This window comes from Acidobacteriota bacterium (assembly GCA_016703965.1).
Lineage (GTDB): Bacteria > Acidobacteriota > Blastocatellia > Pyrinomonadales > Pyrinomonadaceae > OLB17.
On the sequence record JADJBB010000010.1, the window covers coordinates 1 to 20,568 of the forward strand.

At 53.7% G+C, this 20,568-nt stretch carries 32 protein-coding genes and 1 pseudogene; 26 read left to right on the plus strand and 7 right to left on the minus strand.

All coding sequences use genetic code 11. The features are described 5' to 3' along the window. Positions 1–391: 391 nt before the first annotated feature. The 6 genes from IPG22_06170 to IPG22_06195 form a co-directional block, all read right to left on the minus strand. Complete coding sequence (locus IPG22_06170) at positions 392–784, minus strand: hypothetical protein (GenBank protein ID MBK6587884.1); 393 nt, start codon at positions 782–784, stop codon at positions 392–394. Continuing rightward, positions 781–1,416: an antitoxin of toxin-antitoxin stability system gene (locus IPG22_06175; GenBank protein MBK6587885.1), complete on the minus strand. Its 636-nt coding sequence runs from the start codon at positions 1,414–1,416 to the stop codon at positions 781–783. Before IPG22_06175 ends, IPG22_06170 begins: the two co-directional genes overlap by 4 nt. 5 nt (positions 1,417–1,421) lie before the next feature. Next, positions 1,422–1,700, minus strand: a complete 279-nt coding sequence (locus IPG22_06180) for a hypothetical protein (GenBank protein MBK6587886.1) — start codon at positions 1,698–1,700, stop codon at positions 1,422–1,424. A 13-nt stretch (positions 1,701–1,713) separates the two neighbouring features. After that, positions 1,714–2,031 (minus strand): hypothetical protein, encoded by a 318-nt coding sequence (locus IPG22_06185; GenBank protein MBK6587887.1) that lies wholly within the window; start codon positions 2,029–2,031, stop codon positions 1,714–1,716. Positions 2,032–2,803: 772 nt separating this feature from the next. Then, complete coding sequence (locus IPG22_06190; protein MBK6587888.1) at positions 2,804–3,268, minus strand: hypothetical protein; 465 nt, start codon at positions 3,266–3,268, stop codon at positions 2,804–2,806. Between the two features lie 1,105 nt (positions 3,269–4,373). Then, positions 4,374–4,619 carry a hypothetical protein gene (locus tag IPG22_06195; protein ID MBK6587889.1) on the minus strand — a complete coding sequence of 82 codons (246 nt, stop codon included), beginning with the start codon at positions 4,617–4,619 and terminating at the stop codon, positions 4,374–4,376. A 529-nt stretch (positions 4,620–5,148) separates the two neighbouring features. Here IPG22_06195 and IPG22_06200 point away from each other — a divergent pair. Beyond that, positions 5,149–5,451, plus strand: coding sequence for a hypothetical protein (locus IPG22_06200; protein MBK6587890.1), 303 nt, complete (start codon positions 5,149–5,151; stop codon positions 5,449–5,451). A 205-nt stretch (positions 5,452–5,656) separates the two neighbouring features. On the opposite strand, the gene IPG22_06205 is transcribed toward IPG22_06200, so the two are convergent. Beyond that, a complete protein-coding gene (locus IPG22_06205) occupies positions 5,657–6,148 on the minus strand; it encodes a lysis protein (GenBank protein MBK6587891.1) in 492 nt (163 codons plus the stop codon). Positions 6,149–6,347: 199 nt separating this feature from the next. On the opposite strand from IPG22_06205, the gene IPG22_06210 reads away from it, so the two are divergent. The 25 genes and pseudogenes from IPG22_06210 to IPG22_06330 all read left to right on the plus strand — a co-directional run bounded on the left by IPG22_06210 (position 6,348) and on the right by IPG22_06330 (position 20,239). Beyond that, positions 6,348–6,593, plus strand: coding sequence for a hypothetical protein (locus IPG22_06210; GenBank protein MBK6587892.1), 246 nt, complete (start codon positions 6,348–6,350; stop codon positions 6,591–6,593). Positions 6,594–6,693: 100 nt separating this feature from the next. Beyond that, positions 6,694–7,059: a DUF2800 domain-containing protein gene (locus tag IPG22_06215; protein ID MBK6587893.1), complete on the plus strand. Its 366-nt coding sequence runs from the start codon at positions 6,694–6,696 to the stop codon at positions 7,057–7,059. Further along, complete coding sequence (locus IPG22_06220) at positions 6,974–7,318, plus strand: DUF2800 domain-containing protein (protein ID MBK6587894.1); 345 nt, start codon at positions 6,974–6,976, stop codon at positions 7,316–7,318. The genes IPG22_06215 and IPG22_06220 overlap by 86 nt, the downstream gene beginning before the upstream one ends. Before the next feature lie 8 nt (positions 7,319–7,326). After that, positions 7,327–8,007: a DUF2800 domain-containing protein gene (locus IPG22_06225; GenBank protein ID MBK6587895.1), complete on the plus strand. Its 681-nt coding sequence runs from the start codon at positions 7,327–7,329 to the stop codon at positions 8,005–8,007. A 133-nt stretch (positions 8,008–8,140) separates the two neighbouring features. Next, positions 8,141–8,764 (plus strand): DUF2815 family protein, encoded by a 624-nt coding sequence (locus tag IPG22_06230; protein ID MBK6587896.1) that lies wholly within the window; start codon positions 8,141–8,143, stop codon positions 8,762–8,764. Positions 8,765–8,776: 12 nt separating this feature from the next. Beyond that, the gene (locus tag IPG22_06235; protein ID MBK6587897.1) at positions 8,777–9,187 is read left to right on the plus strand and encodes a hypothetical protein; all 411 of its coding nucleotides are present in this window, start codon (positions 8,777–8,779) and stop codon (positions 9,185–9,187) included. A gap of 480 nt (positions 9,188–9,667) precedes the next feature. Beyond that, entirely contained in the window at positions 9,668–10,825 is a 1,158-nt protein-coding gene (locus tag IPG22_06240) for a site-specific DNA-methyltransferase (protein ID MBK6587898.1), read from the plus strand. Then, entirely contained in the window at positions 10,825–11,067 is a 243-nt protein-coding gene (locus IPG22_06245; protein ID MBK6587899.1) for a hypothetical protein, read from the plus strand. Before IPG22_06240 ends, IPG22_06245 begins: the two co-directional genes overlap by 1 nt. Continuing rightward, positions 11,045–11,254: a hypothetical protein gene (locus tag IPG22_06250; protein ID MBK6587900.1), complete on the plus strand. Its 210-nt coding sequence runs from the start codon at positions 11,045–11,047 to the stop codon at positions 11,252–11,254. The genes IPG22_06245 and IPG22_06250 overlap by 23 nt, the downstream gene beginning before the upstream one ends. Beyond that, on the plus strand, positions 11,251–13,458 hold the full coding sequence (locus tag IPG22_06255) for a DNA polymerase I (GenBank protein MBK6587901.1): 2,208 nt from the start codon (positions 11,251–11,253) through the stop codon (positions 13,456–13,458). The genes IPG22_06250 and IPG22_06255 overlap by 4 nt, the downstream gene beginning before the upstream one ends. Then, complete coding sequence (locus tag IPG22_06260) at positions 13,430–13,918, plus strand: hypothetical protein (GenBank protein MBK6587902.1); 489 nt, start codon at positions 13,430–13,432, stop codon at positions 13,916–13,918. The genes IPG22_06255 and IPG22_06260 overlap by 29 nt, the downstream gene beginning before the upstream one ends. A 196-nt stretch (positions 13,919–14,114) precedes the next feature. Next, complete coding sequence (locus IPG22_06265) at positions 14,115–14,393, plus strand: hypothetical protein (GenBank protein MBK6587903.1); 279 nt, start codon at positions 14,115–14,117, stop codon at positions 14,391–14,393. An 11-nt stretch (positions 14,394–14,404) separates the two neighbouring features. After that, complete coding sequence (locus IPG22_06270) at positions 14,405–14,704, plus strand: hypothetical protein (protein MBK6587904.1); 300 nt, start codon at positions 14,405–14,407, stop codon at positions 14,702–14,704. Next, positions 14,701–15,000 carry a hypothetical protein gene (locus tag IPG22_06275; protein ID MBK6587905.1) on the plus strand — a complete coding sequence of 100 codons (300 nt, stop codon included), beginning with the start codon at positions 14,701–14,703 and terminating at the stop codon, positions 14,998–15,000. Before IPG22_06270 ends, IPG22_06275 begins: the two co-directional genes overlap by 4 nt. Further along, positions 15,000–15,314, plus strand: a complete 315-nt coding sequence (locus IPG22_06280) for a hypothetical protein (GenBank protein ID MBK6587906.1) — start codon at positions 15,000–15,002, stop codon at positions 15,312–15,314. The genes IPG22_06275 and IPG22_06280 overlap by 1 nt, the downstream gene beginning before the upstream one ends. Continuing rightward, complete coding sequence (locus tag IPG22_06285) at positions 15,311–15,637, plus strand: hypothetical protein (GenBank protein MBK6587907.1); 327 nt, start codon at positions 15,311–15,313, stop codon at positions 15,635–15,637. Before IPG22_06280 ends, IPG22_06285 begins: the two co-directional genes overlap by 4 nt. Further along, entirely contained in the window at positions 15,634–16,056 is a 423-nt protein-coding gene (locus IPG22_06290) for a hypothetical protein (protein MBK6587908.1), read from the plus strand. The genes IPG22_06285 and IPG22_06290 overlap by 4 nt, the downstream gene beginning before the upstream one ends. Next, positions 16,053–16,262, plus strand: coding sequence for a hypothetical protein (locus IPG22_06295; protein ID MBK6587909.1), 210 nt, complete (start codon positions 16,053–16,055; stop codon positions 16,260–16,262). Before IPG22_06290 ends, IPG22_06295 begins: the two co-directional genes overlap by 4 nt. Beyond that, positions 16,259–16,552: a hypothetical protein gene (locus IPG22_06300; GenBank protein MBK6587910.1), complete on the plus strand. Its 294-nt coding sequence runs from the start codon at positions 16,259–16,261 to the stop codon at positions 16,550–16,552. The genes IPG22_06295 and IPG22_06300 overlap by 4 nt, the downstream gene beginning before the upstream one ends. Continuing rightward, positions 16,549–16,956 (plus strand): hypothetical protein, encoded by a 408-nt coding sequence (locus IPG22_06305; GenBank protein MBK6587911.1) that lies wholly within the window; start codon positions 16,549–16,551, stop codon positions 16,954–16,956. Before IPG22_06300 ends, IPG22_06305 begins: the two co-directional genes overlap by 4 nt. Positions 16,957–17,142: 186 nt before the next feature. Continuing rightward, positions 17,143–17,607, plus strand: coding sequence for a hypothetical protein (locus IPG22_06310; GenBank protein ID MBK6587912.1), 465 nt, complete (start codon positions 17,143–17,145; stop codon positions 17,605–17,607). Continuing rightward, positions 17,607–18,113, plus strand: coding sequence for a hypothetical protein (locus IPG22_06315; protein MBK6587913.1), 507 nt, complete (start codon positions 17,607–17,609; stop codon positions 18,111–18,113). The genes IPG22_06310 and IPG22_06315 overlap by 1 nt, the downstream gene beginning before the upstream one ends. Beyond that, on the plus strand, positions 18,110–18,382 hold the full coding sequence (locus IPG22_06320; protein ID MBK6587914.1) for a VRR-NUC domain-containing protein: 273 nt from the start codon (positions 18,110–18,112) through the stop codon (positions 18,380–18,382). The genes IPG22_06315 and IPG22_06320 overlap by 4 nt, the downstream gene beginning before the upstream one ends. Next, a complete protein-coding gene (locus tag IPG22_06325; GenBank protein MBK6587915.1) occupies positions 18,379–18,570 on the plus strand; it encodes a hypothetical protein in 192 nt (63 codons plus the stop codon). The genes IPG22_06320 and IPG22_06325 overlap by 4 nt, the downstream gene beginning before the upstream one ends. Continuing rightward, positions 18,567–20,239 (plus strand): annotated as a pseudogene (locus IPG22_06330) (DEAD/DEAH box helicase). The gene IPG22_06325 and the pseudogene IPG22_06330 overlap by 4 nt, the downstream one beginning before the upstream one ends. Positions 20,240–20,568 lie beyond the last annotated feature (329 nt).

Below are 20,568 nucleotides of genomic sequence, written 5' to 3' on the forward strand. Positions count from 1 at the left end.
TAGCCTCTTTCATTTTCGATAATTTCTGCGCCGCGTTCAATACATTCAATTACTGCGCTTCTAAGGTTTTGATCGTAAGCTGATGCGCACGGCCATGCGCCGCTAATCTCGCACATAGCGTTAACGGTATCCTCAAAATATTCTTTCAAATCGGGAAATTCGCTATGATCCGCGTTGTTACATCCGCCGGCGGTTTCTTCTAGTCCTGCAATGTATTCCGCTATTTCTTCTGGCGTTTCGGCATATCACCACCAGGCCGCCATTGCGCGCCAGGCGTCCAATTCTGCTAGAAGGTCCGCGATATTGTCGCGCGTCAATTTTTCTGGCGAGTATTGCGCAGTTTCTTCTAGTGATTTGTTTTCGGCATGAAGTAGCATGATTCTATCCTTTATTAGTAAAAATCAATTGTCGAATTGTCGTTTTCGTATATATAAGTATTGCCGAAAGTCCCTGCGGCCGCCTGTAGCTTATCGCCGACCTCGTTTAGCCCACGGTCGAAAAAGCCGGCGCCGTGCCCGTTTCTTGATAGCCAAAAATCAATTCCGAAACTATCCCAGGAAAACGCGCGATTCTGGCGGGCTAATTCTTTTTCCAGTTCAGAAAGCAAACCAAGGTCAGCACAATACACAAGAAAATCCGCACAAGCGGCCATTGCCTTAAATTCTGCCAAGTCTGAAAATTCTGCATCGGCGGCCGGCTGATCTGTTTCGCCAGTATCGGTAAACATGATGGCCGACAAGTATCCAGCAAAAACGGCGGAAATAATTTTAGTTTTATCGTTCACGCTTTTTCTCCATTATCCAAAAATTCGTATTCATTACAGGTTATTGCCTCGTCGACCGCTTCATTGGACATTGAATATTCATATTCTTTTTCAAGGTTAGAATAAATCCAATTGGCAAAATCACGGAAGCATTCGACTAAATCAGCTTCAATTTTCGCGTTGACCTCGTTTCCGTTTCTGTCAGAAACGCCCGCGCGAATGGTACCGGAATGGTAATAACGGCCGGATTTCGTAATATCCGCACGCAGTCCGTAAAAATTCCGGCGTTGAATTTCCTGTAGACTTTTGGCGATGTCTACTAGGGTTTTATCATTTCCGGTTTCGTAGGCGATTTTTTTAACGGCGTTTTTTGCGTAAGAATAAAACCCTTCAAAACAGGCGCCGTCGCCTTGATTTGAAAAGCCGGACCAATAAACGGCCGGAGATTTTCCGCTAAATCCGTATGAATTATTCCAGGTCTTATGGCTAATTTCAATTCCAATAATGGCGCCCATAGAAACGGCATCATTTATAACGCATTCCGAAAAATAATTATCATCGGCGGCCGCCAGGCGGTACCATTCGCGGGCGTTTTCCTTTGCCTCGTCGGACAATTCCGAAAAAAGGTAGACTGTTTTTTCAATTGTGCGCATTTTATTTAATCTCCATAATGCGGGAATAGTGCCCGCGCATTTCTTCGGCGCGCATCATCAATCCATTCAACGAAACAGCAAACACAAGCGCCTGACAGGTTATCGCGTGAAAAATCGCCCGCTTCATATTCTTTTTTCCATCCGGCGCCGTCATGCCGCGCAAGTTTACAAATTGCGCCGCGTTCACTATTGGCATGGATAATATAGCGGAGTACCCATGAATAATTTGCTTCGCCGCCGTATGTATCCGTAACTTCGATAAAATAAAGGTTTTTGGTTTTCATGGTCTTATCATTTTTACATGGAAACAAGTTGTATATTCTTTCCGCCGGCCGCCTTAGCAATTGCCAGTAAAGCGGATTTAATAGCAGAATCGCCAACCCCGCCGATATACGCCCGCTGTTGATCGCCATTTACGCTTGATACTGGCAATAGTTCATGGCTTATATCCGCCGTTTTTCTGGGGTGGTTCCATCGATGCGACATGTCGTTAACCTTGTCGAACAATTCCAACACCGGCCGAACTATTAGCTGAACCAATTGCGGCCGATTCTTTATCATATTCAGGCACGGTCCGTTCGGTAATTGCGGCCGGTCGATAAATATCGGCGCCATTTATCCAAATGCTTACGGTTTTCGTTAGACGCCGCTTATTCTGACGGCGATGGTTTAAACCCGAATCTACAATTTGGCGAGATTTCCGAGACGATCCGTGCCAATTTCAACATATTGACTAACAGTCTTCTGGAGACATATAGCGGCCGCGGTTTTCGCCTGTCTCGAAAATTTGATGATTCATTTTGCTTTCCTCTTTCAGTTACTTTGAAACTGCCGCCAATTGACGCGCCAAACGATACAGGCCGGAAACGCCGTGTTTTTTGGCGTATTGACTCGCGGCATAGCGGCCGGCCGTGTTAACCATAGCGGCCGCGCGGATTGCGTAAAAAGCTTGTGGCGTTGAAGTTTCGTAAACGGACATGGTGTAATTCTCCAAAATTTTTAGCATTTGCTAAATGCTTCTACCTAAAAACGCCGTTTTCTTGTGCCGGCGCGGTTTCGGGCGTTTTTGCTTCTGCCCATGAATACAGATTATACGTCTAATTTACGCAGTGTCAACAATTTTTTAGCACATTGCAAAAAAATAGTTGGGAACGCCTGAGACGTAGGCGTTTACAGACTTTGCGAGCGGGTGAAAACGCCCAAAAAACGCCAGGTTATCCGCGGCGGTTTATCCATCTATACGCCGGCGACCGCTTGTTTGATCATGTGCTGCAGGTTGAACGCATGGCAGGTCCGGCGCCAAGCTGACAGGTTGAACGCATGGGCCGGCGCCAGGGACAGGTTGAACGCATGGCAGGTCCGGCGCCAGGCTGACAGGTTGAACGCATTACAGGTCCGGCGCCAAGCTTCGGCCGCGCCAGGCTGACAGGTTGAACGCATGGCAGGTCCGGCGCCAGGCTGACAGGTTGAACGCATGGCAGGTCCGGCGCCAGGCTGACAGGTTGAACGCATTACAGGTCCGGCGCCAAGCTGACAGGTTGAACGCATGGCAGGTCCGGCGCCAGGCTGACAGGTTGAACGCATTACAGGTCCGGCGCCAAGCTGACAGGTTGAACGCATGGCAGGTCCGGCGCCAGGCTGACAGGTTGAACGCATGGCAGGTCCGGCGCAGGCGACCGCATGGCAGGTCCGGCGCCAAGGCTGACAGGTTGAACGCATGGCAGGTCCGGCGCCAGGCTGACAGGTTGAACGCATGGCAGGCCCGGGGCGGCAGGTTGAACGGCAGGTCCGGCGCCAGGCTGACAGGTTGAACGCATGCAGGTCCGGCGCCAAGCTGACAGGTTGAACGCATGGCAGGTCCGGCGCCAGGCTGACAGGTTGAACGCATGGCAGGTCCGGCGCCAGGCTGACAGGTTGAACGCATGGCAGGTCCGGCGCCAGGAAAACGAGGCTAAACCTTTGTTTTTATTGGCTTTCAACCTAACGGCGCCAGGTTAGAAAATGCTAGCGACATGGCCGAACCTGGTCGAAACCGTTTTTGGCCGATCGACCATCGAAAATCCAGGTAAAAAAGTGGCCCGCAAATCGCAATCCGTTTTTGGAAAAAGTGCTTCCATCTTGAATTTTGTCAGCAATTTTGCTTCTGGCAGTCGGACACTCAGCGGGTCGGCGGCCCGCCCCGACCAGGCTAAGACCTGTTGAGACTGCTTTGGCTAACCCCCTAGCCGCATCTACCTGGCGGCCGATTGGGTAGCAGCACGCGAGCCGCAACCCATTACCCGGGCGGGTATTCCCGCTTTGGTGGATTACTCCTTTGGCACTTGCCCTTCGGCAAGGGCGCAAGACGAGGCCCGCAGGGCTTCGATCGTCCTGGATAGGTTGTGGCAAACCTCTACATTGCGCCGTGCACTGTTCGCCGGCCTTCACGTTGCAAAGGAGGTATGGAGTCGCGCATTTCCGTATGGCCGGCGTCCGTTTTGGCAACAATCTATGCCAACTTGTGACTTACGCGATGAAGATTTTCATTCAATTCTGCGATTGTCCGTTGTAGCCCCGCAATCGTAGCGTCCTTCTCGGCGGCCTCCATATCAGTATGTCGCTTTGCGGCATTCCATACCTCCGCGGCTTCGAAAAAGGCAAGGTACTGTTACCCGCCCACCAATGTTTCAATGCGCTATCGGACATTTCAAGTTTACCCTTTCGTCAGCTACTTGGCGGTTTCGTTGGCTAAAATCAAAAACAAATGCTAAATATCTTGGGCAACAAGCTACTTGCGCGTTTTTAGTATTGCAATCGGCTATTACTTTGGGCATATTGCGATCCGTCAACGAGAAACGCTCCGTCGAAAATTTGCACCCCCGGTCGAAAAAGTCTCCTCCCGGTTAAATGCATGGTCAATCCGCAATCACCGCAAAATCACCCCCGCGGTCTTGTTTCCGAGACAGCGTTTGGCAAAATCACTCCCGGCATTCCGGTGAGAGGTCGGTGCGGAACAACTCAGGCAACGAGCGATTCGCCTTGCGCAAAACCGCAACTGCGGCCTCGATACGCATTGCCAGGCCAGCGCGGACAACCGCCTCGCCGTTCTTGCGATACCCTCCGGCAACTTGGTGAAGCGTGCCGAGCGTCGTACCTGACAACTCCGCAAGCATTGCCTTTTCCTCGCTCGTCGCAGCGTTCAGAAATACTCTTAATTGGTTCATTGGGTAGCCTTATGCCACATTGCAATTTGCCAAATTTAACACTTGCTAAACACTAAATCAACTGATATAACGATAACTCAGTATCAAATTAGTGCTGAAAAAAAAAGCTAGGCTCAAAGCCAAAGGAGAAGTACCATGAACGCGACGAAACATTTGAAGGCGGTCTACGATATACGCAGAGACAACCTGCGGGCGTATCTGAGGGACAACGGCGGCGCTACCTCCGTGTCGAAGCAGTTAGGGCACACGAACGCAAGTACGCTTTCGCAAATAACCGGCGCGAACGCAACCGTTTCATTGGCGAAAGCCCCAGGAGTACGATCAAAATTATCCCCCCCCGCTCGGTTAGGTTGGTTGTCGCAGATTCCTACGGAAACGCAGTTGCGCACGAAGCACCGCATAAGCTAGACCAAAAAGACCCGCCGGTAGACCTGCGCAAAGCAACCCTGCTTGATTCCGATCGGTTGTCCTTCTGCTTAACTACTACCCTGGCCGCCACCAACAACGAAAGGTAAGGAAAATGCTTGCAATGAACCCCTTTTTAATGGAGCGCATGGACTCGCCGCACCTTTTGGCCGCGCTGGAAACAGAAGGGCACCTAACCCCCGCCGAAAAGGAACTTGCAAAACGCCTCGGTGATTTGGTAGGCGAAGAAACCGCCGAAGAAATCGAATCGCGGTTGGAAAAAACCTACGCAAGGGTTATTGAACAAAGCGAATTTCGGGCGCAATTGATCCAAGAAGTTATCGCGCTATGCGACCGGCCGGGGAGTAAAAAAGATTTAATTTCGGCAATCAAAAGCGCCCTTGAAAACTCTTATGTCGAACTGTAAAGGAAGGCACCATGCGTAAAAAATTGATTCGAGCCGCGCGCTACCTCGTCGCTACCCTGCGAATGCGCGCTCTTGAGGCCGAGTTGGCCGAGCAAACGAAGACGGGCCAGTTCGTGACCGACCCGGCAACCCTTTCGGCCATGCACTACCGCCGCGAGGCGATTAGCCAAGACCTCGCCCGCGCCCGTGCCGAATGGCAAACCTTCTACCCGCCCGGGGTGCGTTTCACGTGGGGGCAGGCGGCAAGCTGGGCGCTTGCTCGGTCGATTCCGTCGCGAAGGGCGAAATAAGCGCGTCGAGCAGTTGAATCAAGTTCGGCCCCGGTTCCAGTATCCACGCGGACACCGCTTGCGGCTTGGGGGCCGAGGCGGGATTCGGGGCAGGTTGCAGCGATGCGCAACCCGCTAGAGCTATTAGCAAGCCGATCACGAAGGCGATTCGTTTCATTTTGGGCGTTCCTTAGTTCGTTGGTGTGTTTGTCGTTCGCGACCGAAAGTTTCCCGGCCAGCAAATCGCGGTCGGCGGTCATGTCGGCGAGGGCCTTTGCGGCGTCTTGGCTGGCCTTTAGCTTCTCGGCGGTGTATTGCCCCGTCAAACGCCAATCGGCGACCTTGTACCCCCCGCCAAATGCGGCCACGCCCACGATTAGCGCGACGATTGCCGCCGTTTTCAGATCAGGAACGAAAGGCAGGTTCAAAGGCCATTATCGAACGCCTTGTCAGGCTGGCAACGTAAATTTTTCCAACGCCGAAAGGCCCACAGCACAAGGGTTATCGGCGTTTTTCTTCGTCAGAATCTTTATACTTTGCTAAAAATAGTTTGCAATTTTGGAAAGCACTTGCTAAAGTTCGCTTGCTGCATATTTTTTAACAACTGTTACAACATGGAGAAACCAAATGAGCCTTGAACTCGCTTTGCAAGAAAACACCGCCGCTGTTCTTCAACTGGTCGCCGCGTTGAAATCCGCCGGTAGTCCGAAGGCCGAGAAGGTGGCTTTGGGAAAGTCGAAAGAAGCCCCCGCGCAAACTGCTGCTACGGAACCTGCCGATACCCCCACTACTGCGGAACAAGTCGCTGCGCCGGAAGTGAAGGCATCGACCTCCGGCGAGCAATCCCCCTCCCCGGCTAAAAAGAGCCGATGACGGCGGAACAGCGTGCGCCGATTCTGACCGCTGCGGTCGCCAAGGCTGGGGCGTGATGCCGTGGTCGCGCTCCTGAAATCCTACGGTGCGGCCCGCGCAAGTGAAATCGCCCCCGAACGCCTGGCAGCTTTCGACGTTGAACTCAGCCGCATGGTTGCCTGACATGACCGCCCCGCAACCTAGCAAGCACGCTATCTGCTCTCCGTCATCCGCCTACAAATGGATGACGTGCGTAGGCAGTATCGCAATGGAGAAGCTGGCTGGCAACAAGGACCAGGCCGGCATGGCGGCGTCGGAGGGTACGTTCCAACATCACGTAGCGGCCCTGTGCCTTGAGAACAAAACGCGCTGCGGAGTCGTACATCGGCTACCAGGAAAAGGTGGACGGTATCGACTTTACCTTCGACGAGGAACACGCCCGCACGGTGCAGGTTTATCTCGACACGGTTTGGGGTCATGTTGGTGATACCGGCGAATTGTTCATTGAACAGGGACTCGATATTTCCAGCATCACCGGGGAGCCGGATGCAATCGGGACCGCCGACGCGATTGTTGTACGCCACGGCGAGTTGATCGTGATCGACCTCAAGACAGGCCGCAACAATGTCGAAGCGTTTGGAAATCACCAACTGATTATCTATGCGCTGGCGGCATTGAAAGCGTACAACGAGGGCAAGTTGGTCGGTGCTATCCACATCGACAACACGGCCGCCGATCTTTTCTAGGGGATACCATGCAAACAATCAACACAATTCGCCTGGTAATCAGTCAGCCGAACGTCCGAAACGCACCGTCCGAATGGGATTTCAAGAACGATGCCGCGGTTGAGGCCGCACAAACCCGGTGCCTCGCGGCCGGTCTTGAAGCACTTGGCCTTATCGGGAAGCCGATTGACACTATTTCGGAATACCTTACCCCGGTGAAAAGCAATGCGTCTATTGCCGTGCGAAGGCCGAATGTCCCGAAGCTGGAAAAGGTCGTTGCGGAAGCGGTCGGCATGGACTTCGATTCCACACCGGACACCGCCGAAACGCACTACCCGGAGGACAAAGCGCGGCTTGCCAAGCTGTTCCTGCTTCTTCCCTTGATCGAAAAGTGGTCAAAAGCTGTTTCTCAAAAGACCATTGCCGGTGCACTTGCTGGCGAAATCGGCGAGGCCGAAGGGTTGAAAGTCGTAGAGGGCCGTGCCGGGAATCGCGCGTGGGATAACCCCGCAGAGGTTGAAGAAGAAATGAAGGCGATGCGAATCAAGCGAGACCAAATGTACCACCTTCAATCTCGTTTCCCCGACGCGGGCCGAAAAGCTGATCGCCGAAGCCAATCCGCGCAAGTGGAAGAAACTGGCCGCCCGAATCACTCGCGCCGATGGTACGCCGACCGTTGTTGCCCTGGAAGATATGCGCCAGGCGATTAACGTAAAGCCCGCCGACGATTTTGAAGTGGTCGGCGAATCCGCTAACGATCTGTTGTAGCACGTCCGTAACTTTAGCAATCACCAAACCGCGGGTAGAAAATCGCCCGCAACTTTACAGAAAAGGAAACACGAAATGAAACTCTTTATCGAAGGCGCCCGCCTCTCGTTTGCCCACCAACTGTTCAATGCCGAAGCAATGGAAGAAGGGCAAACCAAAAAGTTCGGCGCCGACTTCATTCTGGAAGAAACAACAAAGGTCTACAAAGTCACATCGGTCGACGGTAAGAACGTCCGCACGCCGATTACGGCCGCCGCCGCAATGATCGAGGTTGCGAACGAAACCTGGAAGGGCAAGGGCAAGGAAATGCTCGCCGCCCTTGAGTCCTCAAAGAAGTGCCTCCGCAACGGTGATGCGCGCCTTTCCAGTTCCGGCGAGGTTTATGTCGGGTATGAGGGCAAACTTTACTTCTCCGCAAAGAACGCCACGCGCCCGACGATTCTTGACAAGGACAAGACCCCGCTTACCGAGGCCGATGGTAAGCCCTATTCCGGTTGTTACGTCAATGCGTCAATCGAAATCTACGGCATGTCCGATATGAAGAAAAAGGGCGTGCACGCTTCCCTCAAGGGTGTCCAGTTCCACTCTGACGGCGAATCGTTTGGTGGCGGTGGCGTGGCATCCCCCGACGAGTTTGACGACCTGGGCGACACCGGCGGCGGTGCGGCTTCAAGCACGTCTGACAACGATCTGTTCTAAAGGGGCGCCGCCATGAAATCCTCACCTTTCTACCGTTCGCGTGCGCCCATGGCGGCCCTCGCCGCGGCGCTCTCCGGTTCGGCTGAGTACATTCAAGCACTCAACGCGGCGCAAGGGTATCGCTCCCGCGGCAAGGGACTTGGGCAGCACTCCGGCAAGAAATCCTCACCTTTCTACCGTTCGCGTGCGCTCATGGCGGCCCTCGCCGCGGCGCTCTCCGGTTCGGCTGAGTACATTCAAGCACTCAACGCGGCGCAAGGGTATCGCTCCCGCGGCAAGGGACTTGGGCAGCACTCCGGCAAGAAATGGGGCAGTTCGTCGTCTGGTCGCTACGCCGGCGTATCGAATGGTGAACGTGAAATGGCCCGGCGCCAGCGGCAAATTGCCACTGGAATGCTGAAAGCCTCCCCCGTCGCCTGTTGAAAAACCCCCTCCCCGCCTCGCTTGAGGCGGTTTTTTAGACGCCGGTTCCGACAAACCTTTTTAAGAAAGGAGTTGACGGGGTGCGGGAACACCTACCGGCGTCTAAAAAACCACAAAAGGAGAAGTGACATGAAACACATTGCCAGTTTTAGTCGTAGTGAAGTCGTAGATACGGCATACGCGAACCTTGGGGTTTTCCCGCTTGAGTTCAGCGATTGGCTATCCGACAACTTTCACGTTTGGGAGGCTTTTGTCTCGGAAGCGGACCATGTAATAGCCCGCGGATTCAAGCACTACTCAGCCAGGACCATCTTGCATGTCCTCCGGCACCACTACGCGATTGCCGAGTCGGTACCACAAGGCTGGAAGCTGAACAACAACAGGTCGCCGTACCTTGCGCGCCTGTTCGCAATCCTGCACCCGGTCCACGGCGGCCTGTTTGAGTTCCGCGAAACAAAGGCTGAAAAGGCATGGTTTGTAATGTCCGTTAAGCTACTACATGGTGATTGCCTAAAGCTACTGATCGAACAACCGAGCAATTCAGTTGACGCGATCGTTACCGATCCGCCTTACGGCCTGGCGTTTATGAACAAGCATTGGGATTACGCTATCCCCGGTGTCGAAATATGGAAAGAGTGCCTGCGCGTACTCAAACCAGGCGGCCACTTGCTTTCATTCGCCGGCACGCGAACGCAACACCGAATGGCCGTCAACATCGAGGACGCTGGTTTCGAGATTCGGGATTTGATCGCCTGGGTATACGGGTCGGGATTCCCGAAGTCTATGGATGTGAGCAAGGCAATAGACAAGGCGGCCGGCGCCGAGCGTGAAGTGGTTGGTGTACGCAAAGGAACTGCGAATAAAACCTTGTGCCAGGTTGAGAATGGAAAAGGGTTTGGCGCGACAGTGGTTGAAACCACCCCCGCAACAGACGCCGCAAAGCAATGGCAAGGTTGGGGTACCGCGCTTAAACCCGCCCTTGAGCCAATCACCGTCGCGCGCAAACCTATTTCAGAAAAGACCATTGCGGCAAACGTACTTGCACACGGCACCGGCGGGCTGAACATAGACGCATCCCGCGTACCCCTTACCGATGACGCCGACGCCGCGGCTTTTGAGAGTAACCACCGCGTAACAGAGCGCCTACCGGAAAATCGAGGCGGGCAAAACCTTGGGCTACATGAGGGTGGCTGGAAACAGCGCGTAGGCGAGGCGGTAATCCCACCTGGCCGCTGGCCGGCGAATCTTATCCATGATGGGTGTACCGATGTTTTGGGCGCTTTCCCCAACGCCGCGCGGTTCTTCTACTGTGCCAAGGCGAGTAGCAAAGACCGGCACGCGGGTGTAGACAACCCAGGACCGCAATTCCAGCACGGAAATACGTTGCGCAAGACCGAGAACACGGATACCAAAGGGAACAACCACCCAACCGTCAAGCCAACCGACCTCATGCGATATTTGTGCAAGTTGGTAACACCGCCTGGGGGTGTAGTTCTTGACCCGTTTATGGGGTCCGGTAGCACCGGCCGCGCCGCCGTAATGGACGGCTTTCATTTTATCGGCATTGAGCGCGAATTGGAGTATTTCAACATCGCCACAAGCCGGGTGTACGCGGCGGTAGTGGAGGATTTACTGTAATGCAGTCGAAAATGCAATCCCTTATCGAAGCCTGGGTGAACGTGGTTATCGGCTTCGGCATCAACCTGATAGCTAATCTGATCGTCCTACCTGCTTTCGGGTATCGGGTAACGGTCGGTGACGCTTTCGGCATCGGCCTGGTCTTTACGGTTATTTCGATCGCCCGTAGTTACTTTATTCGCCGTTGGTTTAACAGTTTTTGCGAAAGGCTTTTCGATAATGGCAAATCGTTTCTTCGTTGACTTCAAGGAAAGCGCCAAGGGCGAAATTGTCGGCGGCATCAAATTCCCCCGCGATTCGGTCTTTGTCCTTGAGTCGCTGGCAGAGATTGTTACCCAATTCAGTGAGGTATGTTGCGTCCCGCCAGAAGAAATAATCGTTGATGTTCTGGCGGTGCTGCGAAACTCAAACGCAACGGTTCTGCAATGAGTGCCCCGTTCTTTCTCGATACCGAGACATTCAGCAAAACGGACATTCGCAACGGAACTGACAACTACGCCCGCGATGCCGAAATAATGATCTGGACTTACGCCCGCGGCGACCGCCCGGTAGTTGCCTATGACGCTACCACCGGCGCGCGTATGCCTAGCGAACTTGAGGACAATCTACTTGACGAGCGCGTTACGCTGATCGCCCACAATGCCACGTTCGACCGGACGGTTCTGCACTTCAACGGCTTCCCAACTCCGGCCGAAAGGTGGCAATGTACAATGGCGCACGCATTGGCACATAGCCTACCCGGCGGCCTGGACAAGTTGTGCGAAATCTTCAAGGTCGCCGATGACATGGCGAAACTCAAAGACGGCAAAGCACTCGTTCACTTGTTCTGCAAACCGCGGCCAAAGAACATGAAGTTGCGCCGTGCGACCAGGGAAACGCACCCGGCGGAATGGGCGCGGTTCGTGGAGTATGCGATAAATGACGTTGCGGCCATGCGCGAAGTGCGCCGCTTGATGCCCAACTGGAACTACGGAACAGAAAGCGAAACCGCCCTCCGCGAACTGGACTTGTGGCACATGGACCAGAACATAAACCGATCGGGCGTATTGGTCGATATTGATCTGGTCAACGGCGCAATTACTACCGCCGAACGCGCAAAGAGCCTGCTTGCTGTTGAGGCGAATGAACTATCGGAAGGCGCGATCGAGGCGACTACCCAACGGGATGCCCTTCTGCGCCTACTTTCAGACGTGTATGACGTTTGGCTACCAGATTTGCGGGGTGCCAATGTGGAGCGTTTGCTTGCATCCGATCACAACTTGCCGGAGGTCGTCGTAAGTCTGTTGAACAATCGCCTTTCGGCAAGCAGTACGTCCGTAAGCAAGTACAAAAAGTTCAAGCAACTTACCGGCCCGGACAACCGATTGAGAAATACAATCCAGTTTTGCGGCGCCATGCGCACCGGCCGCGATGCCGGCCGCGGAGTGCAGTTGCAGAACCTCCCCAGGCCGACGCTAAAGCAGAGCGTCATCGAGGCGGGTATTGCGGCGATCAAGGCCGACTGCGCCGATCTGGTATTCGATGATCCTATGCGCCTACTATCATCAGCCGTTCGCGGTTGCCTGATAGCACCCCCTGGCAAGAAACTCGTTGTCGCTGACTTGTCGAACATCGAGGGCCGGTTTTTGGCCTGGCTCGCGGGCGAGACATGGAAATTGCAGGCGTTTGCCGATTTCGACACCTGCATGGGCGTTGACGGCAACTGGTACACCGGCGATCAGATCAGGGACGCCGTACTCTCCGGCAATCCTGTTGAACTCAAGTTGGATAAGAAGGGTGAACCGACGCGCAAGGGTTATGACCTGTATGCACTCGCCTACTCAAAGGCGTTTCGCATCACGCCAGAGGCCGTCATGGAGAACAAATCTTCCGGGGATGGTTCGTTCCGGCAAATCGGCAAAGTTATGGAGTTGGCCCTTGGCTACGAGGGCGGCGTAGGTGCGTTCGTAACTTTCGCAGTTGCCTATGGAATCGACTTGGATCAAATGGCAGAGGGTGCGGCTGGAAACATCCCCGAACGTATTTGGCGGGAAGCGGAACGCGCACACGAATGGGCAGTAAAAACCAAACGTGACTACGGAATGAAGAAGAAAACCTATGTGGTTTGCGACTCGTTCAAGCGCCTTTGGCGCGAAGCCCATCCCGAAACAGTCGGCTTCTGGAAAGAGTTGGAACAGGCGTTCCGCCTGGCGCTTGACACCCCCGGCCGCACGTTCTATGCCCGCAAGATTTCCGCTACAAAATTGGGCGCATGGATGACACTTACCCTACCATCCGGCCGGAAGCTGTGCTACCCATCCCCACGGTACGACGAAAACGGCAAACTCAGTTACATGGGTATCAATCAGTTCAGCCGGCAATGGAACAGGCTCAAGACGTATTCCGGCAAACTGGCGGAAAACGTGACGCAAGCCGGAAGCCGCGACGTTCTAAAAGCCCCGGTGCGCCGTATCCTCGATTACGGATATGAAATCAAGATTCCGGTACATGACGAGCAAATTACCGAGGCGGTCGACCTTCCCTGCTATTCCGACGCGCACCTTGCCGCGCTCATGTCGGATAACCCCGCCTGGGCCAAGGGCTTACCGCTTGCTGCGGCCGGGTTTGAAAGCAACAGGTACAGAAAGGATTGATGTGGTGAAAGACAAGGAAAAGGTCGCCATGCGGATGAAAGCCTACTACGAGGCGAACCGCGAGAAGATCGTCGCAGGCCAGAAAGCCTACTATGAATCGACCAAGGAAAAGGTAGCCATGCAGAAGAAAGCCTACTATGAAGCAAACAGGGAAAAGATATTAGCGCGGAAGAAAGCCTACTATGAATCTAACAAGGAAAAGGTAGCCATGCGGATGAAAGCCTACAATGAAGCAAACAAGGAAAAGTTAGCCATGCAGAAGAAATCCTACCGTGAAACGAACAAGGCGCGGATATACGCGCATGCCAACGCACGTAGACTATTCAAAGGTGCATCCCGCCTTTCCAAAGCGTACATTAGCCAAACCGCAGAGGTATACAAGCTGGCCCGCGAAATCGCCGAACTATCCGGTGATGCTATACACGTTGACCACATCATACCGTTTAAAGGCGTAACATAGGACGGCGCCGATGTTAGCGGGTTGCATGTTCCCTGGAACCTTACGATTGTCCACTATAGAACGAACCTACAAAAGCACAACAAAGCACTGAATAGCGACGCACTAGCATTTAGCAATCTGCAAATAATTGTTGACGATACGTTTAGCGTTTGATAAAGTTCGTTTCGCACCAACTAAATCAACTAGGAGAAACCAAATGGGTAGCACTGAGAGGAAAGCAAGCCAGAAAGCCTACTACGAGGCGAACCGCGAGAGGATTGCCGAACGCCAGAAAGCCTACTACGCAGAGAACCGCGAGAAGATCGTCGCACGCCAGAAAGCCTACTACGAGGCGAACCGCGAGAGGATCGCCGCCCGCGGGAGAGGCGTAGACCCCGAAAAGAAAGCGGCCTACGCAAAGGAGTATTACGCAGCAAACCGCGAACGTCTGATTGCGTATCAAAGAGAGTACCGCAAAACCTACATGGGCAAATAAGGAGAAGCAAAATGTACACGCCCGGTATTTTTCACTCCCCCGGATTTCGCCTCGTCCTTTCGCCAGTGCTACAAGGCGCGGTAATCATGGCTATCGTGCTGTTCGCAAACAGCATATTGTCGCAGCGCGCGGAGGCGGGGCAGCAAGCGGAAGAAACCAGGCTTGAGGCTAAAATTTCAAAGCAGGCCGGTTACATCGCCTCGCTCGAAAAGACCCTTGCGATGTGCCTAACCCGCGGCGATCACCCCATAACAATCGGCGGCGAATTGTGGTTCTGCGGCGCCGCCAATACCGGGATAAAAATGAAATGACCACACACAAACAAGTCATCACCTTAGCTAAAGAGTGCTTTTACTGCTATGAAGATGCTAAAGGACGCCCGGAGTATTCAGCGAATGAATACGCACTTGAACGCTTCTACGCCATCGCATTCGATGCAGGTCGTGTGGCTGAACGGGAAAGCAAACTCTCCGACCACATCAAGCGCGAGGTGCTACTGCGGGATTGGATAAGACAACAGGGAGAAGTAACAAATACTTGCACGTTCAATATTCTCAAAGAGGTAGGTAATGAGTGTGCGTGTCATCGAGCGAAGGAGCAAAGGTAATGAGCGAACTAGACAAGTTCCTTGGCGAACTTTCTCCAGCCAAACCATTCGAGTACATGGAGCGTCACGAACTTATTCATATTTGTAATGACCTGCAAAGCAAATGGCTTTCAGAGCAAAAGGCAGGAATGGAACTAGCATTTGAATATGAGGAACAATCTAAGCAACTCGCCGACCACATCAATCGCGAGGTGATGCTGCGGGATGCGCTCGACCAGCTTCTTGATGATATGGGTGACGACGGCCACTGTGTATGCGAAGCAGCAAAGCAGCAAGCCATTGAAGCACTCGCCGCCACGGAGCCAAAGCCATGAGTAACTCAGATTACTGGTTTGAACTTGGATACAAGTCAGGAACGAAAGAGATCGAATCCCTGCGGCAGCAACTATCCGCTGCACAGGCCGAACTTGAAGCCGAGCGAAATCGTCGGTTTGAAGGCAATCGTATTTCAAGCCAAGAATATAACGACAGTCAGAAGCGCGAGGTGATGCTGCGGGATGCGCTGAAATACAGCAGGCACCAGTGCGAAGGGTTGCGGGTATGGGGCGGAATGTCATGGAGTTACCACCCGTTCCAAGCAAAGCGGATTTTCGATGTCTGCGATAAAGCACTCGCCGCCACGGAGCCAAAGCCATGAGTAACTCAGATTACTGGTTTGAACTTGGATACAAGTCAGGAACGAAAGAGATCGAATCCCTGCGGCAGCAACTATCCGCTGCACAGGCCGAACTTGAAGCCGAGCGAAATCGTCGGTTTGAAGGCAATCGTATTTCAAGCCAAGAATATAACGACAGTCAGAAGCGCGAGGTGATACTGCGGATAGCGGTTGAGTATTGCGTGGCACAAGTTCCTGAATTTGGCACAGTTCTAGGAATAGAGGAAGCACTCGCCGCCACAGATGACCTAAAGGACGTGCGCCTGTGCCATGCGGAGCCTTGTCGTGACGACGGTCGCTGTCAGTACGCAATAGACCACGGTGCGGAGGGGTTAGGGCATTGCCCGGAAGGAAAGTGCTGTATGCCACTCTACCGCGCAGCAAAGGAGCAAGGGAAATGATTAAGGATTTGTCTGATAACCACTTGTTCAATAACTATCCATGCGAAGCAGATGACGCAAAGATCGAATCCCTGCGGCAGCAACTATCAGCCGCGCAGGCCAAGATCGACGAACTGATGCTGGAATGCTGCCCTGATGAAATGACTCAGGAGCAACTAGCGGAATACGAAAAACATCAACGCGCTGTCACGGAGCCGAAGCTATGAGCGAATCAACGAAACACGACGCAATATATCTTCAGGTGTGCGACGACGAAGATAGCGAGTGGCTTGGGCATGTTACATGGTGCCAAGACCGCGTCCATGAATCGGACGTGAAGTACATCCGTGCTGATCTTGTCGAATCCCTGCGCCAGCAACTGTCAGCCGCGCAAGCCAGGATTGACGAACTCATGCTGGAATACTGCCCAGAAGAAATGACTAATGAGCAGATTGCCGAGTACGAGAAACATCAACGTCCGGCGTGGAGAAACTTTTCCTTGGAGTTGAAGAAATGAACAGTGATTTATTCAAAGCATACCGCGATCAACTCGCTAAAGAGGAACTTGAGAACGAATCCCTGCGCCAGCGACTTTCCGCAGCACTTGATGATCTTGAAGTAGCCAAAAATGTAGCAAACGGCAATGTTGAGGCAAAGTTCGACGCATGGAAACAGCTAGACGCGATGGAACATGAACTCGCCGCAGCACTGGCCGCGATCAAGGTGAAGGACGAGGCGCTTTCCAAAATTGAATACTTGGAAGCAGACAACGGTTGCATTCTATCCGCAGGTGAGTGTAGCAGTATTGCTACTGAAGCACTCGCCATCCAACCAGACGACTCCGCGCTCAAGGCGTGGCTTGAAATGAGCAACACCGCCGACTGTCGGCCACAGTCATCATTGCAAGGAGTAGTGAAATGAAGCGCATCAAAGTGTTTGTTCTCTCGGCCCTCGTGGCTGTTTCATCCCTGACTATGAGGTCAGCCTTTGCTGTCGGCATCGGCAACGACAATCCACCCGGTGACGGCGGCATTCTGACACAAACTCAAGGTCAGGCACAGGGTCAGCTTCAGGGGTCAAGGCCAAGCGCAATTCACCAACGTCGATGTGTCCAATCGCATCTCGACCGACGTCCGCAACAACGCGGCGGCTTTCGCCGGGGGCGGCTCGGCAAACTCGGGCTCGCTCAGCAAATCCACTTCCAACTCGGGCGGCAACACCCTGAGCAACGGTGGCAATTCGCTGACGGTCAATGCGGCCCCCATCCCGACTCAAACCACCACGAGGATCGAGCAAAATGACTACACCATCAAAAACGTCCCAAGCGTATTCAGTGGGAACGTCTACCCGACTGCCCCCTGTATGGGGTCCAGTACCGTTGGTGGCGCTGGGGTCGGTTTTGGCTTTTCAGTTGGAACATCTTGGAAAGACGACGAGTGCGGAATCCGTGAAACCAGTCGCAGCTTCTCCGGTCTCGGACTGAAGGAAGACGCGCTGGCTGTTCTCTGCACCAGCGAGTATGCCAAGGCAGCGCCGGCCTGCGTCGCACGTGAGCAGGCACAGCCGAAGTAATGCCCAAGGGCGGTGACAGCGCCCTTCCACATTACACAGGAGGAAAGATGAAAGTACGGGATCACAATACGTGCAACGATGAAATCAAATCCATGCGCCAGCAACTCGATGAAAAAGAGGAACAGCGTCAAAATCTTATGGACGCATTTGCTAGACAAGGGAATTCCGCACAAGAAGTGATAACCGAACTACGCCAGCAACTCGCTTCGCAAGGAGAAGCACTAGCCGCAGCACTAGCCACAATTAAACTGAAGGATGAGGCGCTGAAAGAAATTGCTGGATCAAACGCACCGCATATTATTGTGGCAATGAAAGCACTCGTCATCAAGCCAGATGACTCCGCACTCAAGGCGTGGCTCGGTGAGCCTGTTGCTTGGCTTCACGAGAAGCGCCAAGATTCTGACGTTATTACCGACACAGTAAAGAATGTATGGAATGGTGTGGTCGTTGGGAGAATGGCTCAATACTCGATCCCACTCTACGCACCGAAAGGTTTACAGAAGTGATCGAAAACGACATTGAAACCTACCTTATCGAGCGTGTGCAGGAGAACGGAGGCGACGTGCGCAAAGCCGAATGGGTCGGCCGTCGGCATTGCCCCGACCGGAGAATCATGCACCCAACGCGTTGTAGTTGGGTAGAGGTAAAGCGACCAGGTGGCAAGCCCCGCCCTGGACAAGCACGCGAACACAAACGAATGCGCGCCCTTGGCGAAACGGTTGATGTTGTAAGCACCTACGAAGAAGTCGACGCGCTCATGGAGTTACTGAAATGACCACACCAAAAGAGTTTCGCATAGTGGTGCGCGATGCTGCCGGAAAATCATCAATTTTCAAACTGCAACACGAAGAAGTAAAAGACTTCGCCCAAGCCGCGGCACTTGCGCAAGGTGAGTTTCCAGGGGGAACCGTGATTGTTCTTGTACCGCCAATCGAGCGCGAATTAGAGGACCAAGTAGCATGAGCCGGAACGATATTACCGGCGATTCGCTCACGACCAAAGCGGCTACCGACGCCTTCCGCGAGGGTTGGGAACGCATTTTCCACCGGCACACTCCGGTAGCCCCATTCCGTTGCGTATTTTGCGGCGCACCGTCCTGGCGTGACCCAACGGACCAGATACCGCCGGCTGACTACTGCTCGGACTTTGAGCATGGCGAACCGGAGGTCTTTGAAGTGATACCCCGCGCTTACGGCCAACTGGCGACCGATCACCTTGTCAACAACTTGCGTTGCGCGCTATTCGCCCGCCCCGGCATGGGAAAAACCGTTGCTACCCTTGCAGCACTTGACTCAATATATCTCGCCGGGGAAACGCGGCCAACCATCATATTCGCGCCAAAGCGGGTTGCGAAATACACTTGGCCGAAAGAGGTCAACAAGTGGGCCGACTTCCGACACCTTGAAATATCCGCGATCGTCGGCAACGAAAAAGAGCGACTTGCGGCACTGTCAAGGGACGTTCCGCTATTCACAACGAACTACGAACAAATACCCTGGCTTCTCGATCACTTTGGAAGCAAATGGCCCTTTGCAAATGTCGTTCCAGACGAGGCGACCAAACTAAAGAGCCTGCGAATTTCAGTACGCCAGAGAAAGGACGGCTCGCGGTACCTGCACGGAACCAAGGGCGGTAGCTTGCGGGCCGATCGCCTGGCGCGGGTAGTCTGTTCCCCCGCGGTGCGGCGGGTTATGGAACTCACCGGAACACCCGTGAGCAACGGGTTGAAAGACTTGTGGGGGCAACTGTTTTTCCTCGATGCCGGTCGGCGACTTGGCCGGTCGTATGGTGCGTTTGAACAAAGATGGTTTGAGCGTGTAATGAAGCACAAAAACGATAAGTTTGGGGAGTTGCGGCCAAAAATAGGTGCGGAAGCCGAGATAAATTCAAGAATCGCTGACATTTGCCTGGCCCTGGACCCTAAAGATTGGTTTCCCGATCTTAAAGTGCCGCTGCGATTTACCGTTATGGTCGACATGCCGGCCAAAGCCCGCGAACTCTATAAAAAGATGGAACGCGAAATGTACATCGAGATCGGAAACAAGGGCATTGAGGCATTCACCGCAAGCAGCATGACCATGAAATGTCGCCAGCTTGCCGCCGGAGCGATTTACACGGACCCCGAAACCGAAGATTGGGCCGAGGTCCATGACGAGAAGTTACAGGCGCTTGAGGATATTTACGAAGAAGCCGGCGGACTCCCCCTGTTGGTCGCTTACAACTTTAAATCTGACCTGGCGCGGTTGCTTCGCGCCTTTCCCGTGTCTTCTCCGCGCCGGGCGTTGATCTGGCGACTGATGCCGGCCTTGAGAAGTTTATGACCGGCGAGGCGCCATACGGTTTCGGACACCCGGCCAGCATCGGGCATGGCTATGACGGAATGCAAGACATTACGAACATCATTGTTTTCTTCTCGTCCGATTTCAATCTTGAGTACCGAGAGCAGATTACCGAGCGCATTGGGCCTGTTCGCCAACTGCAAAGCGGGCATGACAGAAAGGTACTGATATACGATATTGTGGCAGAAGGGACAATTGACGAGGCCGTTCAAAAAGTGCTTGAGAAAAAATGTTCGGTACAAGAAGCCCTTTTTGACGCAATGAAGCGAAAAAACTATTGCACGAACATTTAGCGTTTGCTAAAATCCGTTTGCCGTTTGATAAACAACACATGGAGAATTAAAAAATGAGTCTGGTTTCTTACAACGAACTTTGCGAATTTGTGGGAGCGCGGGGTTATCGAGGGCGTTGCCTCAAGTGTGAATGGGCGGGCTTGACGTTCCCGGGCATAGATCATGGTCGAAGCGTTCGTCCGGCGGCAAGCGCCGGCGTCTCGCGCGGGAAGCGGGCGCCGTATCTGACTGGGAGCCCCGCGCCACGGCGTTTTCCTCGCCCGGTGGAGAATCACCCCGGCGGGCGCAGGTCCGCAGTTCCGGCGCCGCCGGCCCGGGCGCTGGCGCGG